16 protein-coding genes and 1 tRNA gene are annotated in these 14,658 nt (G+C 31.3%); 11 read left to right on the top strand and 6 right to left on the bottom strand.

The genetic code is table 11. From position 1 onward, the window contains the following. Nucleotides 1-221 precede the first annotated feature (221 nt). The 6 genes from CLV00_RS03360 (at nt 222) to CLV00_RS03385 (ending at nt 5,258) form a co-directional block, all read left to right on the top strand. Nucleotides 222-1,601 carry a site-specific integrase gene (locus tag CLV00_RS03360; protein ID WP_099716217.1) on the top strand — a complete coding sequence of 460 codons (1,380 nt, stop codon included), beginning with the start codon at nt 222-224 and terminating at the stop codon, nt 1,599-1,601. Between the two features lie 410 nt (nt 1,602-2,011). Next, nucleotides 2,012-2,245 (top strand): hypothetical protein, encoded by a 234-nt coding sequence (locus tag CLV00_RS03365; RefSeq protein WP_099713809.1) that lies wholly within the window; start codon nt 2,012-2,014, stop codon nt 2,243-2,245. 94 nt (nt 2,246-2,339) lie between these two features. After that, the gene (locus tag CLV00_RS03370; RefSeq protein ID WP_099713810.1) at nt 2,340-3,035 is read left to right on the top strand and encodes an RteC domain-containing protein; all 696 of its coding nucleotides are present in this window, start codon (nt 2,340-2,342) and stop codon (nt 3,033-3,035) included. Nucleotides 3,036-3,121: 86 nt separating this feature from the next. After that, on the top strand, nt 3,122-3,397 hold the full coding sequence (locus CLV00_RS03375; RefSeq protein WP_099713811.1) for a helix-turn-helix domain-containing protein: 276 nt from the start codon (nt 3,122-3,124) through the stop codon (nt 3,395-3,397). 4 nt (nt 3,398-3,401) lie between these two features. Continuing rightward, the gene (locus CLV00_RS03380; protein ID WP_099713812.1) at nt 3,402-3,806 is read left to right on the top strand and encodes a hypothetical protein; all 405 of its coding nucleotides are present in this window, start codon (nt 3,402-3,404) and stop codon (nt 3,804-3,806) included. A gap of 96 nt (nt 3,807-3,902) precedes the next feature. Continuing rightward, a complete protein-coding gene (locus tag CLV00_RS03385; RefSeq protein WP_099713813.1) occupies nt 3,903-5,258 on the top strand; it encodes a hypothetical protein in 1,356 nt (451 codons plus the stop codon). Between the two features lie 29 nt (nt 5,259-5,287). Here the strand turns inward: CLV00_RS03385 and CLV00_RS03390 are convergent, their stop codons facing one another. The 6 genes from CLV00_RS03390 to CLV00_RS03415 form a co-directional block, all read right to left on the bottom strand. Further along, nucleotides 5,288-5,602: a hypothetical protein gene (locus tag CLV00_RS03390; protein ID WP_099713814.1), complete on the bottom strand. Its 315-nt coding sequence runs from the start codon at nt 5,600-5,602 to the stop codon at nt 5,288-5,290. Between the two features lie 8 nt (nt 5,603-5,610). After that, the gene (locus tag CLV00_RS03395; RefSeq protein ID WP_099713815.1) at nt 5,611-6,330 is read right to left on the bottom strand and encodes a CPBP family intramembrane glutamic endopeptidase; all 720 of its coding nucleotides are present in this window, start codon (nt 6,328-6,330) and stop codon (nt 5,611-5,613) included. 64 nt (nt 6,331-6,394) lie between these two features. Beyond that, on the bottom strand, nt 6,395-6,637 hold the full coding sequence (locus CLV00_RS03400) for a hypothetical protein (RefSeq protein ID WP_143394874.1): 243 nt from the start codon (nt 6,635-6,637) through the stop codon (nt 6,395-6,397). A gap of 521 nt (nt 6,638-7,158) precedes the next feature. Continuing rightward, a complete protein-coding gene (locus CLV00_RS03405; RefSeq protein ID WP_143394875.1) occupies nt 7,159-7,593 on the bottom strand; it encodes a hypothetical protein in 435 nt (144 codons plus the stop codon). Beyond that, nucleotides 7,593-8,198 carry a DUF3800 domain-containing protein gene (locus CLV00_RS03410; RefSeq protein ID WP_199074756.1) on the bottom strand — a complete coding sequence of 202 codons (606 nt, stop codon included), beginning with the start codon at nt 8,196-8,198 and terminating at the stop codon, nt 7,593-7,595. The genes CLV00_RS03405 and CLV00_RS03410 overlap by 1 nt, the downstream gene beginning before the upstream one ends. Before the next feature lie 293 nt (nt 8,199-8,491). After that, nucleotides 8,492-8,571: transfer RNA gene (locus CLV00_RS03415), tRNA-Leu, on the bottom strand. A 219-nt stretch (nt 8,572-8,790) separates the two neighbouring features. Between CLV00_RS03415 and CLV00_RS03420 the strand changes: the two genes are divergently transcribed. From CLV00_RS03420 to CLV00_RS03440, 5 genes are all read left to right on the top strand, one after another. Beyond that, on the top strand, nt 8,791-9,732 hold the full coding sequence (locus CLV00_RS03420; protein ID WP_099713818.1) for a ribose-phosphate pyrophosphokinase: 942 nt from the start codon (nt 8,791-8,793) through the stop codon (nt 9,730-9,732). A gap of 90 nt (nt 9,733-9,822) precedes the next feature. After that, nucleotides 9,823-10,434 carry a 50S ribosomal protein L25/general stress protein Ctc gene (locus tag CLV00_RS03425; RefSeq protein ID WP_099713819.1) on the top strand — a complete coding sequence of 204 codons (612 nt, stop codon included), beginning with the start codon at nt 9,823-9,825 and terminating at the stop codon, nt 10,432-10,434. Nucleotides 10,435-10,729: 295 nt separating this feature from the next. Further along, complete coding sequence (pth, locus tag CLV00_RS03430; protein ID WP_099713820.1) at nt 10,730-11,404, top strand: aminoacyl-tRNA hydrolase; 675 nt, start codon at nt 10,730-10,732, stop codon at nt 11,402-11,404. 153 nt (nt 11,405-11,557) lie between these two features. After that, complete coding sequence (locus CLV00_RS16370) at nt 11,558-13,600, top strand: M43 family zinc metalloprotease (protein ID WP_158234583.1); 2,043 nt, start codon at nt 11,558-11,560, stop codon at nt 13,598-13,600. A gap of 98 nt (nt 13,601-13,698) precedes the next feature. After that, the gene (locus CLV00_RS03440) at nt 13,699-14,628 is read left to right on the top strand and encodes a bifunctional riboflavin kinase/FAD synthetase (RefSeq protein ID WP_099716218.1); all 930 of its coding nucleotides are present in this window, start codon (nt 13,699-13,701) and stop codon (nt 14,626-14,628) included. The last annotated feature ends 30 nt before the right edge of the window (nt 14,629-14,658 follow it).

The following is a 14,658-nucleotide window of genomic DNA, read 5'->3' on the forward strand; positions in this document are numbered from 1 at the left end:
TAAGGCAATTTTAAGAAACCCATAAAACACTACTAAAAACTACATAAACACTAACAAAATCAATTGATACAAAGGTTTAAGAACAAAGTGACTCGATTGAATTAAATCTAATAAAATGCAATAGAATAGAAAAAATGTCGGGCAAATGTCGGGCAACTTTGTAAATCGTATTATTTTAAAGGTTATCTTTGAATTGTTCAAAACGTTTAAAAGTTCAAAAAATGGCAACAGTAAATTTTAGATTAAGAAGTAATGCAAACAAACACGTATCTATAAAAGTTCGTATTACATTAGGTCGAGATAAAGCAGACCTTGAATTAAATACAGGGTTTTCAATCAATCCAAATGACTGGAACGACAATAAACAAAGACCAATACTAAGCAGTACTAAAAACCGCCCAACAGAAACTAAGGAAGCCGGAGAAAAATTTGACGAACATCAAAAATTCAAACAAGACCTTTTTGAGGATTTAGATAAATTAGAATCTTATCTTTTCAAAGAACAAAACAAAGATTTAGGGCAAAGTGTTTTGATTGACTCGTTTTGGTTAAAATCAAAAATAATCGAATGTTTTAATCGTGTTGAAAAAACAGACACCGGAATACTCACAAACTACATACAGGACATTATAGACAATGCAAGTACTCGCAAAGTAAAAATAAAAGGTGGTTATAAAATAGGTATTTCAAAAAGCCGAGAGAATAGTTTTGAATCTACAAAAAACATTCTCAAAGAATATCAAACCAAAAAAATAAAGAAACAAATTCACTTTATTGATATTGACGAAACCTTTATTGACAAATTTACTAATTGGTTATTAAAAACAAAAAAGTATGCAACAAACACCGCATCAAAACACATAGCCAATATAAAAACAGTTAGTATCGAAGCCGAAAGAAAAGGCAAAATTCAAGTTAATCCATACGCAAAACATATCGTAATATTTACCGAAAGTGACGAGGACAGATTTATACAAACATTATCCTTTGACGAATTAGAAACTATTAGAACCACAGAGTTAACAAGTGAGGCATACAACAACGCCCGAAAATGGATACTATTAGGCTGTGAGTTCGGACAAAGAGGACAGGATTTAATGAATATCACAAAAGAAAACGTTCGATATAAAGGCGGTTTTCTATATTTAGACATCATACAACAGAAAACAAAAAAACCGGTTACAATACCCATAATTGCGCCCCACGTTGTGGATATAATAGAGAATAGTTTCCCTTATAAAATCAGTACTCAAAAACTAAACTTGTATATTAAAAAGGTTTGTGAGATTGCTAAAATTGAAGTAATGACAGAGGGCAAAATATACGACTCAAAAACTAAACGTAAAGAACTAAAGTTTTATGAGAAACATAAATTGATGACAACACACTCTTTTCGCAGAAGTTTTTGCTCTAACTATTATAAAAAGATAGCAACCCCAATATTAATGGCTATCAGCGGACATCAAAAAGAATCAGTTTTTTTAAAATACATAAACGAACCCGAAGACAAAGACGATAACGCAGACTTATTTAGGAAGTTATACGAAGACCTCAACAAAAAACCCAAAATGGTATTATTACCAAACGGAACCAACGATTAAATATTAAACACCCTGACTAAAACGAAAGATTAACAATTATTCGACGGTGGCGGATACGAACAATAAGCACCTAGACAAAATACCAGCAGGAAGAAAAGTATTGTATACGGCATAGAGGAATAAAACGGCTTAACTTACTTGATTAATAATGAATTAAACAATAGTAGTTAGGCGAAATACAACCAACGGTAAAAGATAGTTTTCTATATTTACAGAAATAAGGGCAGTATTAGGTTATCCGGATAAAACAGAAGAGAATTTAAAATGAATTTGAAAAACAAAACCAAAAAAAAGACCCCCCACCCTTTATAAAAAGACTTTCCATTTAAAAAGTAACACCCGTAAAACAGGATATAACATTGGGTCTCTAGTTGTAAGTACAAATAATTAACCCTAATAAACAATAGAAAATGAGCAATTTAAATCAAACACAAAAAGAGTTTTTAGAAACAGTTACAGACGGTAAGCAATGGCAAACACTTAAAAAAGCATTTGAAAAAGTGAATAGCGAAATTGCCGGTTTAACTGACGACCAAATTTATTGCCTTGACAATACTGTTTATACAGATAGTGCAAGAAAGAAATTAATAAAAATATTTAGAATGGAAAATTTAATGATTAATATTGATCCGTCAATCAATTAACATTTTACTAAACCCGTTAGGTATATTTAAAAATCAAAATATTTGAATATTCCTAACGGTTTTAAATAAGTTCAAAATACGAATTAACAGGCAAATGAGAGAAAAATTAATCACGACTTTAAAAGAATACAAAGAAACATATTCATTGCGTTTAGAAAACCATATTTCAAAATATGAAGACTATGATGAAGTACATTTCATAAATAATGAACTATATCTTTATCAAAACTGTTTTTCTACAGCAAACGTTATTGAAAGAAGAATATTGGAATATAACGAGGATTACGACGGATATAGGAATTGTTATCTAAACGATTTTGAGTTTGACGAAATGAACAATGAAGAATCAACAGGGAGAGAAAATTATACGGTAAAAGATTTGATTAAAAACGAAAGTAAATTTCTAACTGATGGATACGATTTAGAAATTTGCAATCAACTAACCACTAGTTTTCTAAAAATAAAATCATTTTTAGAATCTAAACTATTGGAACTAGAATCAAATGGACAAAAGGAAATGCACACAGATAAAACCTTAAACTGGATAGGAAACCAAACGGATTTAATGGAACTAATTAAAGCATTAATAGAAAACGGCAACATAGAAATAAAAAAGGGGGAACAAGGCAAAACAATTGAGATATTTTCTAATTTTTTCAATTTCCCAATTAAGAATCCAAACAAATTAATTGCAGACCTTAAAATCCGAAATGTTGAAAGCGAAACATTATTTTTAGATCAATTAAAAAAATCCTTATTCAACTACATTACACGTGAAAAGAAAAAATAACACACGTTACTAACCCGTTACTAACCTTTTAACGGGTGCAATTTGATAGAATTTTACAAAGTCAAACAATAAAAACACTTTGTAAAATGGAATCAATTCAAATCATTACCACTCCAAATGAATTTAAAAAAGAAATCGCAAACGAGGTTAAAAGCCATTTAGACGATTTTCTAAAACATTTCGCACCAATCCAACCAAAAGAATATTTGACCCGCTCAGAAGTGGCGAAAATGTTTAGTGTTGACATCAGTACTATACATAATTGGTGCAAGTCAAAACGTCTAAATCCTTTGGCGATTGGCGCACGTGTTTATTTCCTCCGTTCAGAAGTTGAGGCAAGTCTTAAACCTCTAAACGTTTAAGATTATGAGTTCAACAGGCTTTATTCCAAAACCAACAACCCACATTTACAAAGAAATTAATGAGGGCAAATTTAAAACTACAAAACATTACCAACTTGTTGAGGTAGAAAACGGAACTCAAAAACTTACTGACTTAATTAATATCGTCGTCGATAGAGGTTTTGCAAAATCAGCACCAAGTTTTTGGCTAAAAATCAGAAACGGCAAACGATGGGTAAACTTTACAGGACTTTTTAAAACTCCTATTCCTGGTCTTTACTTCGCTGACAAAGGCATCAACAACCGAAAGGAAGATTTATTAATTGTCAAGCTTTCTAATTACGAAAGAGATTTGATGGTTTACTACTTCAAGGGCTACTATACAGCCAATTTAAGCGAAGTATTAAGATTAATAAACCAAACACTTTAAAAACAAAAAAAAGCCTTGTTCAAGGGCTTTTTTACTTTGTTCAAAAGTTCGGCTTCCAACAGGCAATGTAAAAAACCTCTACAAAGATAGTGAAAAATGGATTACGTAAATATTGAATTAAAAAACATAGACATAGAAAAGTTAAAACAATCTAAAATATTAAATTTTAATTGTAGAACTTCAACAAGTACTGGCGAGGTAGACGAAAGTATTTCGACTGCAAAATATATGTTTTGCACTATCGAAATTAAAACGATAAAGCCAGATGAAAAACACCCCAACGACCCTATAAAACAATATGTTACATTTCAAGGAAGTATTCACAAAATGTGGAATGAATTACAGGGAATAAAAGCACCCAATTACATAATTGATAAACCATATAAGGGATTTAACGGTAATCAATTTAGTATTGATAATATTTATGAAATTAGAAGACATTTAGAACACTTGTTTAATTGTAGTTCAAATCAAATGGTATTTCACGGTGTAGAGTTTGGAGTTAATACAACACCGGCATTCAATCCTAAATTGTTTGTAAAAGGTTTACTTTATCACAGAAATAGCGAGTTTGAATTTACGTATGACCGAAATACCGCACTAGCAGAACACCAACGTTGGAACTTTAAAATATATAGCAAATCATTTCATTACAAGATGAATCACCACGTTTTAAGAGTAGAAATCAAAATAGTTAAAATGGAAGACATTAATTGTAATCTTGACGACAAAGGTTTACTAAATAAATATTATGTAGGTATAGAAACATTTGCAGATGTTAACGAGAACACTCTTAAAAAAGCCAAAGAACTACTTTTAAAGAGGTTTGACGAAGTTGTGTATTATGATTATACTATCAATAAAAAAAGCCTCTCAAAAACTGATTTAAAAAACATTAAAAATTATTCAAATCAAGGTTATTGGATTAATGATTTAAAATCAAATCACAGGGATAGACCCAAGAAAAATTTAAAATCAATAATTATAAATAATTCAGAAAATTTGCACCAACAAATAAGGAATAATATTATTGAAAAGTGTGTAATAAATAACCGCCTTTTTGAAAGTAGTAAATGTGTAATAAATAACTCCTTGACTATACTGTTAAGTACTACACAAAAAGAGCCCAAAAAAAGAGGTGTATTTTACCCTAAAAAACAAGATATCAAAAACACCATTTGCAATGTGACTGGTTTTAATATTTCGATGCAGAAAAACGACAGTATTTTATTAAGTCATACAGGTTTAAAATACTACTACAAACACGACAAAAAAGTTTTTGAGCAAATCAAAAGGCGTTATTTGTCAAATCGTTGGTCGTCGTCGGATTTTGAAACACAAATAAAGGAGATTGCGCACAATATTAGGAACGCAAAGAGCAATCGAAGTATAAGACAGGAGAGGATTTACAAACCCCAACAGATTAATATGTTTCCTTATTTCGACTTATGACGTTTTTTAAATCTGAAAATTTAATTTTCCTAAATGGGTTTTTTAAATTTTCTATATTTAAGAAAAAATGCAATTCCTCCAAAAATAACTACTTGAGGAATATTTTCAATAAGTTGCCCGATAAATGCAACGGGGTAGATATTAAATTCATTTAAATAAATAATATCACACACAATTTTAACAACAGTAATTATTAACCAAACAGGTAAAAATACTGCAATTAATATTTTACCAGTACTTTTAGTTTTCTTTGAAAAAATTGAAAAAAAATAGTTTGTCAAAACAACAATTAAAAACCAAATAAAATAGGGCAAAAATCTTTGAGTTAAGTCAGGTGTAGTCATCTTTTAAATTATTTAATTATGGGATATAAAAATACTATGAAATTATAGAAAAAATGTGAGGCAATTGGATATATTAAATTATTGTATCTATTTCTTAAATAACCGAGGAAAAACCCGAGAGGCAATACATATAGTATAGAAATGAAAGTTCCATAAATTAGATGCATTAAATAAAATAAAATACTACTTATAATTATTGTATTTTTAACTGAATAAATAAGTTTTAATTTATCAAAAATTAATCCTCTAAAAAATATTTCTTCGAAGACGGCGGGCAGAGTTGCGTAAAAGATTAATCCAAAAAGGATTTTGTAATCTGATAAATAAATCCCATAATCATTGGGTAATTTACGATTAACCAAATTAAAAATATACTCTTGAAAATTTGATATTAATAACGCAAAAATTAATGAGACAAGTGCTATTACAAATGCTTTTTTTAAATCAATTTTAAGTAAAAATAAATTATTAAAATAGTTTTTACATATAATAAAAATATACAAACTAATTATAAATGTCCTAATAGATCCACCATAAATATTATAATATCCGCTATCAATAAAGCAATACTCAACTAAGAAAATTAAAGCAATAATTAGGTATAATTTTATTTGTTGAATGGAAACAAAATTGATAATTCTATGCTTATTTAAGTCATCATTAAATTTTAAAATAAAAAACAATAAACTATTAGCCATTATTAAAAAAACCCAATTTGAAGAATTCATCTTAAATACATTTATAATAATAATTATCCGCAATTTACAGCCTTAAACGCACTTAAGTTTTGACCTATTCAAAATTAATTTTATTCTTATTCAAATATTTATCTAATAACTCGCCTTGTTTAAAGTGTTTTTTATAAAGGATTTTATTTGAACTTACATCATAATAAACCTCTACAAAGAATTCATTTATTGCATAAAGATTAATAACAACACTCTCTTCAAAACACTGGTCGATAAGCCTCCCAATATTCCAAACCGCATTGTATTGTTCTACTTCGGTAAGACGACAAAACTCGTAAAGTTTCATTATTATAGATTTGTATGTGTTATTTGTTTTTTCTTTTACGAGCCTCTTTCCAACTATCATTATGATACTTGTCACTTGGATGACTTTGGAATTTATCCCAAACCAATTTTATTACTAAAGCGAATACCACAATCGAGATTAATATATCAAGTATTTCCATAATCTAAAAAAGAAGTTTCTTTTTTCTCAAATAATTAAATTCTATTTTATAGAACTTTAACGGTAAATTTAAAAAAAATTAGGATAACAAGTAAGAATAATGCTAGTTATTTGTAATACTTAACAGGTGCGTTAAATAGATTGCTAATAATTTGCAAAGTCTTATATTTATTGACAAAGATTGATGTTTAGATAGGTTTACTGATATTAACTTTGATAGTTGTTTAAGTTAAATTGTTTATAAAACAAGAGAAATGTTTGTAAAATCATTTAAAGTAATATACATTTGTATCGTTCTTTGCCTTTGGCTTGGAATCTACAGAGGTCTCAAACGCTGAACCAATAATCAGCGTTTTTCTATTTTATATACCTGTCCAAACAGGACTCATTAATATTTTTCCAATAGAATTGTCGGCAACATAAGCACTAATAAAAATTGCTTTAGTTGGATTTATTATTGAAATAATTACTACATAATCATTTTTTACAATTGCAACTCTGCGTGAATTATCATATGATTTCGTCTTATTATCCCAACCAATTCTTAAATCTGAAGTAGGATCTTCCAATGTTTCTTTAATCCATAATATTCGTTCAGCCCTTACTATTGAAAAAACATCTTTTGTCGGATTTCTCCTGTTTGAACTTTCAAAAAAAGAATGGTTAAAATTATTAGGGCTAAAACTAACTCTTAGTCCATCATTTGTAAAAACAGGACTTGCAATATTGCAATATGTATTTAAAAATAATTGTCTATATGCTTGTTCGTCCGGTAGTGTTGTGATTATATACGCCATTACCATCCCCCTTGTAAATTAATTTTGAAAACATTAAATTTTTCTTCCCATTTTCCAGTTTGAGTTATTTGTTTCTTAATGTACTTATTTTCAATATGTTTTATTAAATTTAATTTTGCAATACTTACAATCTCGCCATTAAATTTTGCTGCGACTAAACCAGTAATAAAATCTGCCAACTGTATTCCTGAAGATTGATTAGAGGGTAACGCCTGAATCTGAGTAATATCTGAAGTCAAATTGGCATTATCCAGTTTACTTTCTAAAGTCAGAATCCTTCCCTTATCCCTATTTACTTTAAAATCAACAAAGATTTCATAATTATTAAAATCAAAAATCCAATGATGCAAGAGTTGATAATAAAATTTATAAAAACCCAATTCGGCGTCCGCATTGTTAAATTTGACATTATCAACTTTTATAGACTCAACTAACAATACTCTAGACCTCAATAAATCTGTACTAAAAAAATAATCAATCAGGTCTATGTATAAATCAAAATAAAATGGAGAAACCTTACTCCACTTTAATTCTCCATAAACTTTATGCTTTTGTTTTATTTCATTTATAGATGCCTTAAATTCATCTCTATAACTTGCGGGCATCCAAATCCCCCTATAGCCATATATTTATGTGCTGTCTTTTCAGTTAGCGCTTCCAATCCACTTTCGTCACAATATATTTCAAAATCCATTTATATTATTTATTAATTCCAAATATAGTGAAAACACTTAAACTTACCTTTTAAAATATTTGAGAGAGAAAAATCCATAAAAATTTAAAATATTAAATTGACAAATAAATCATATAAAATAAAAATGTCGGGCAATGGTCGGGTTTTTTAATTAAAAAAAGCCTGTAATGTATTGATTTACAATACAATTACAGACTTTTTAAGTACCCGGAGCCGGAGTCGAACCGGCACGGTTTCCCACAGGTGTTTGAGACCAGCGCGTCTACCAATTCCGCCATCCGGGCTTAGCTAGACATGAAATAACAACAGTTATTTCAACGCAATAAAAGATGTGATTGTGTTTAAATCAACCATCAATTCCTTTAACACGGTGCAAATGTAAAAAATAATATTAAATGTTCTACTAAAAATACTTAATTTTTTCCTTTCAGAGTTGAATAAATTTTATAAATTTGCACCTCGGTAAAACGAAACACACTAACTAACTACAAAACAACAAATTAATGTCACACCTAGAACCAGAAGCTAAAATTTTTGCTTGTTCACAAAGTGTCTATCTTGCAGAAAAAATAGCAGAGCAATACGGAATCCCATTAGGGAAAGTCACCATGTCAAAATACAGCGACGGTGAATTTCAGCCTTCATACGAAGAGTCTATCAGAGGATTACGCGTTTTTATTGTTTGTTCGACTTTTCCAAATGCAGATAATTTGATGGAATTGTTATTAATGATTGACGCTGCAAAACGTGCTTCGGCAAGACATATAACTGCAGTAATTCCTTATTTTGGATGGGCAAGACAAGACAGAAAAGACAAGCCTAGAGTTCCGATAGGGGCAAAATTGACAGCGAAATTATTAGAAAGCGCTGGGGCAACACGAGTAATGACAATGGATTTGCATGCCGATCAAATTCAAGGATTCTTTGAAAAGCCGGTGGATCATCTTTTTGCTTCAACTATCTTTTTACCTTATGTAGAAAGTTTAGGTTTAGACAATTTGACTATTGCATCACCTGATATGGGAGGTTCTAAAAGAGCTTACGCCTATTCTAAATTTTTAAATTCAGATGTGGTTATCTGTTACAAACAGAGAAAAGCTGCCAATGTGATTGACACGATGGAATTAATTGGTGAGGTTAAAGGTAGAAATGTAATCTTAGTAGATGACATGATTGATACCGGAGGCACTTTGGCGAAAGCCGCCGATTTAATGATAGAAAAAGGAGCTTTGAGCGTAAGAGCAATTTGTACCCACGCTATTTTATCTGGCGAGGCTTACGAAAAAATTGAAAACTCAAAATTGAGCGAATTAATAGTTACCGATTCTATTCCGTTGAAGAAAGAATCAAACAAAATAAGAGTGTTGAGTTGTGCGCCTCTTTTTGCTGAAGTTATGCACATGGTGCACCACAACAATTCCATTAGTGGAAAGTTTATAATGTAAGACACAAGTCTTAAAGTTATAAATTCATGCCGATAGCCAAAAACTAAAGGCCAAACAAGTAATATTATTAATAACTATATTTTTTTTACAATGAAATCGATTACAATTAAAGGATCAGAAAGAGAAAGCGTGGGTAAAGTAGCAACTAAAGCCCTACGTAATGCTGGATTGGTTCCTTGCGTATTATACGGAGGAAATCAGGCAGTTCATTTCTCAGCAGAAGTTATGGCTTTCAAAAACTTGGTTTACACTCCAAACGCTCACACAGTTGAGATCGATCTTGGAAAAGGAAAATCATTTAACGCTATTTTACAAGACATTCAGGTTCACCCGGTGTCTGACAAGATTTTACATATTGACTTCTTTCAAATTTTTGATGACAAAGAAATCACTATGGAAGTTCCAGTAAAAATCGTTGGTAACTCTAAAGGAGTTATGGCAGGTGGAGATTTACGTTTGAACAACCGTAAATTAAGAGTAAAAGCATTACCGAAAAATCTTCCAGATTTCGTTGAAGCTGATATTACACCGCTTGACATGGGTAACAAATTATACGTTACTAAAGTACCTACTCCAAACTTCAAAATCATGCACCCAGACAATACCGTTATTTGTCAAGTGAAGATTTCTCGTGCGGCTATGAAAGCAGCTCAAGAAGCAGCAAAAGCAGCAAAAGCTCCTGCAAAAGGAAAGAAAAAATAATATTTTTTCAATCATTCAAGAAAGCATCAGTTGTAAAACTGGTGCTTTTTTTATTTAATCTGAACTCGTTTCAGATTCTATTCCTAAACCTGTTTCAGATTCTATTCAGGAGCACAGCTATCCATTTTCACAACAACTCATCTCCTGCTGTATGTTACAATCTTTTTATCCAGAAACAAGTTCAGGATAAAAAGGATTTCCACTCCCATCAGGGCTATCCAGAAATATTATGCTCTCCTTAACGATTTTCTAAAATCTAATAGTCCAATACTCTAATTAAGTTTATTTTTGCAACATGATAAAATGGATTTCAAATTTATTCTCATCAACAAACACAGATGACAATACGGATTATATAAAACCAGAGGTTCACAAACACCAAAAAAACAATATAGAAAGCGTGAGTAATAAATTTTTAATAGTTGGACTCGGTAACATTGGTGCCGAATATGTAAACACACGTCACAACATAGGATTTAAAGTAGTGGATTTTTTGGCTCGTAAAGAAGGAATTTCTTTCGAAACTGTAAAACTGGGTTCCCTTGCTCAATACAAATTTAAAGGAAAAACTTTTTTTCTTTTAAAACCAAACACGTACATGAATTTGAGCGGAAAAGCAGTGAAATATTGGATGGATAAAGAAAATATCCCTTTGGAAAATATTTTTGTGATTACCGATGATTTGAATCTTTCCTTTGGAACCATCCGCATTAAACCGAAAGGAAGTGATGGCGGACACAACGGGTTAAAGAACATCAATTTGGTACTGAACACGCAAAACTACACTAGATTCCGTTTTGGAATCAGCGACGAATTCAAAAAAGGAAAACAAGTTGACTATGTTCTTGGCGAATGGGATGACACAGAAAAACTGGCACTTCCTGAACGATTAGAACTGGCCTCGGAGATTATTAAATCATTTGGAGCCGCAGGGCTGGAAAATACCATGACCACATTTAACGGGAAATAAAATCGGTACATTCCTGACCATTAATCAAATGGATTTTGAATTAATTTGTATTACACGATAATAATAATTAATTTTAATGCATCTTTATTAATTATCAGAAAAATTGACCTCTTATATCAAAATTTTTTAGATAAAAATCAACGAGCTTATAACATGAAAAAAATTACTTTTATACTCCTACTCTCCCTTTTTTTTTCAGCCAATTATTCGTTTGCTCAAGTAAATAATCCAACTGAAGTCATCCTTTTTGGTAAAAAGAAAATTATCAAACAAGGTTCTTTCATTCGTTGTGCAACTACAGAATACGAAGAGTATTTGAAGTCCAAAAATCCAAATAGATTATCTACTTCTGAATTTGAACAATGGATTACTCCAAAAATTACAATTGAAAAAGAAAAAATAAAAAACACCTCTAAAGGATTAAGACAAAACGCTGTCATAACAATTCCGGTTGTAGTTCACGTTATTCATAATGGAAACCTGATAGGTTCCGAGGAAAACATATTTGACCAACAAGTAATCTCGCAAATTCAAGTACTAAACGAAGATTTTAGAAAAAAATCAGGAACTCCAGGTTTTAACACCAATCCTGTTGGAGCCGATGTTGAAATTGAATTCGCTCTGGCAAAACGAGATCCTTCGGGAATTTTATCAAATGGAATAAACCGTGTAGACTTAGGAAAAGAAAGCTGGTCAACTGATGAAATTGATGCTATTGTAAAACCTCAGACACAATGGAATCCTGAAAAATATCTTAATATTTGGGTCGTTAAATTCACGGGGAATAATCTTTTAGGATATGCACAATTTCCAAACGCATCCGGCTTACCGGGAATAAATCCAGATGAAGGTCCAGCTAACACTGATGGAGTTGTAATAGGTTATGCTTTTTTTGGTTCATCAAGCTACTTTCCAGGAGGAACATACGTAACTGATTATGACAAAGGAAGAACAACCTCACATGAAGTAGGACATTGGCTTGGACTAAGACATATTTGGGGAGATGGAGGTTGTGACGTAGATGATTTTTGCGCGGACACTCCAAATGCAGGTCAAGAAAATCAAGGGTGTCCGGTAGGAGTTGATTCCTGCCCAACATCGCCAGGGTTTGACATGATTGAAAATTATATGGACTATACGAATGATGCCTGCATGAACATATTCACAGCAGACCAAAAAACTCGTATGATAACCGTTATGAACAATTCCACAAGAAGAGTTTCGTTAAAAACTTCTGATGCACTTGTCCCAGGAGTCACTTTTAGCAATGATGCCTCAACTATGATTGTAACTCTAAATATTAACTGCAGTAAAAATTTCTCGCCAGTCGTAAAAATCACAAATAAAGGAACCTCTCCTTTAACCCAAGCGTCCATACAATATGGCATTGATAATCAAAACTTACAAACTTATAACTGGACTGGCAATCTTGCCAATAATCAATCACAAGACATTACTTTAAGCAGCTTAACTACAACGGTAGGGAACCATAATTTTAGCTCCACCATAACTAGTGTAAATGGAACGACTGATCAAAACGCTTCTAATAATAGTAGTACAATTAATTTTGAAATTGCAGACAATGTAAACTACTCGTCTAACACCATAAACTTCTCCCTGCAACTTGACCATTACGGCTCAGAAACTACATGGAAACTAACAAACACCGCAGGAGTAATATTGTATGAAGGCGGACCGTACGCGGATACCGATAATGAAACTGGACCATTGCCAGCACTAATAACCACCAGTTTTAACCTTGCTAGTAATGACTGTTATACTTTTTCAATTTTTGACAGTCAAGACGATGGTATTTGTTGTGAATACGGAGCGGGATCTTATGTTTTAAATACCCCGACTGGTGAGGTTATTGCATCAGGAGATGAGTTTGGAGCTGGTGATACAACTAAGTTCAGCATCAATTCACTAGCAACTAATGACGTTAAAAACTTAAATTCAGTTTATCTCTATCCAAATCCAACCTCTAACTTATTGAATATCGTTGTTGAAAATAAATTAGACGCTCCCGAAGCTTACACTATTATTAACAGCTTAGGTCAAATAATAAAATCGAAAAAAATCGAATCAGCAGAAGACCTTAGTGTAAATGTTTCTAACTTATCGCAAGGCATTTATTTTTTAAAATTATCGAAAAATCAATCCGAAACCAATACAATTCGGTTTATTAAAAAATAAAAAACATAAAATGAGCTAAAAAAGGATTGAAGTTTTCAATCCTTTTTTAGTTATATCAATTGGATACCTTAAATTTGCACTATTATAAAACACTTGCTTTGAAGATTTTCCATTCTATAAACGATTTCAGCTCCACAAAAAAAACGATTCTAACCTTAGGCACTTTTGACGGAGTACACATTGGGCATAAAAAAATCCTGAAAAAATTAACCCAAAACACTGAAAATCAAAAATACGAAAGCTTAGTTCTTACTTTTTTTCCTCATCCCAGAATGGTCTTACAAGAGCATTCTGACATAAAACTACTCAATACCATAGACGAAAAAATAGATTTGCTAGAAAAGATTGGTATTGAAAACCTTGTTATCCATCCTTTTGACGAAGCTTTTTCGAGACTAACCGCCGAAGAATTTGTGAGTAACATTCTTGTTGATCGATTTCATATTCAAAAAATAGTTATAGGTCATGACCATCGATTTGGAAGAAATCGAACGGCAAACATTGATGATCTTATCGCTTATGGAAAAGAATATGGTTTTGAAGTAGAACAAATATCAGTTCAGGAAATCAATGACATTTCGGTAAGCTCTACAAAAATCAGAAATGCGCTATTAGAAGGAGATATGGCTTTGGCCAATGATTATTTAGGATACAATTACTTTCTAACCGGAAGTATTATCCAAGGAAAACAATTAGGAAGAACAATCGGTTTTCCTACTGCCAACTTAAAAATCGAAGAAAATTACAAACTGATTCCGCAAAACGGAGTTTATATTGTAAAAAGCATAATTGATGGACAAAACGTTTTTGGAATGATGAACATTGGATTCAATCCTACTGTTGACGGACAAAAACAATCTATTGAAATTCATTATTTTGACTTTGATGCTGATTTATACAATCAAAAAATCAGCGTTTCGATACTGCAAAGGATTCGTTCAGAACAAAAATTTGAATCTGTTGACCTCCTAAAAGAACAACTTGAGAAAGACAAAAAAACGGCACTCGCGTTCTTAAATAAATTTTAATTCTGAATAAAAATCTTTTATATTTTCATA

Origin of the sequence: Flavobacterium sp. 11 (assembly GCF_002754315.1) — a bacterium.
GTDB lineage: Bacteria > Bacteroidota > Bacteroidia > Flavobacteriales > Flavobacteriaceae > Flavobacterium > Flavobacterium algoritolerans.

Coding starts and splice junctions, on each gene's coding strand:
- CLV00_RS03375 (WP_099713811.1), top strand. CDS start 3,122: ATGGAATCAATTCAAATCATTACCACTCCAAATGAATTTAAAAAAGAA.
- CLV00_RS16370 (WP_158234583.1), top strand. CDS start 11,558: ATGAAAAAAATTACTTTTATACTCCTACTCTCCCTTTTTTTTTCAGCC.
- CLV00_RS03390 (WP_099713814.1), bottom strand. CDS start 5,602: ATGACTACACCTGACTTAACTCAAAGATTTTTGCCCTATTTTATTTGG.
- pth (WP_099713820.1), top strand. CDS start 10,730: ATGATAAAATGGATTTCAAATTTATTCTCATCAACAAACACAGATGAC.
- CLV00_RS03405 (WP_143394875.1), bottom strand. CDS start 7,593: ATGGCGTATATAATCACAACACTACCGGACGAACAAGCATATAGACAA.
- CLV00_RS03360 (WP_099716217.1), top strand. CDS start 222: ATGGCAACAGTAAATTTTAGATTAAGAAGTAATGCAAACAAACACGTA.
- CLV00_RS03380 (WP_099713812.1), top strand. CDS start 3,402: ATGAGTTCAACAGGCTTTATTCCAAAACCAACAACCCACATTTACAAA.
- CLV00_RS03425 (WP_099713819.1), top strand. CDS start 9,823: ATGAAATCGATTACAATTAAAGGATCAGAAAGAGAAAGCGTGGGTAAA.
- CLV00_RS03365 (WP_099713809.1), top strand. CDS start 2,012: ATGAGCAATTTAAATCAAACACAAAAAGAGTTTTTAGAAACAGTTACA.
- CLV00_RS03410 (WP_199074756.1), bottom strand. CDS start 8,198: ATGCCCGCAAGTTATAGAGATGAATTTAAGGCATCTATAAATGAAATA.
- CLV00_RS03370 (WP_099713810.1), top strand. CDS start 2,340: ATGAGAGAAAAATTAATCACGACTTTAAAAGAATACAAAGAAACATAT.
- CLV00_RS03395 (WP_099713815.1), bottom strand. CDS start 6,330: ATGAATTCTTCAAATTGGGTTTTTTTAATAATGGCTAATAGTTTATTG.
- CLV00_RS03400 (WP_143394874.1), bottom strand. CDS start 6,637: ATGAAACTTTACGAGTTTTGTCGTCTTACCGAAGTAGAACAATACAAT.
- CLV00_RS03420 (WP_099713818.1), top strand. CDS start 8,791: ATGTCACACCTAGAACCAGAAGCTAAAATTTTTGCTTGTTCACAAAGT.
- CLV00_RS03385 (WP_099713813.1), top strand. CDS start 3,903: ATGGATTACGTAAATATTGAATTAAAAAACATAGACATAGAAAAGTTA.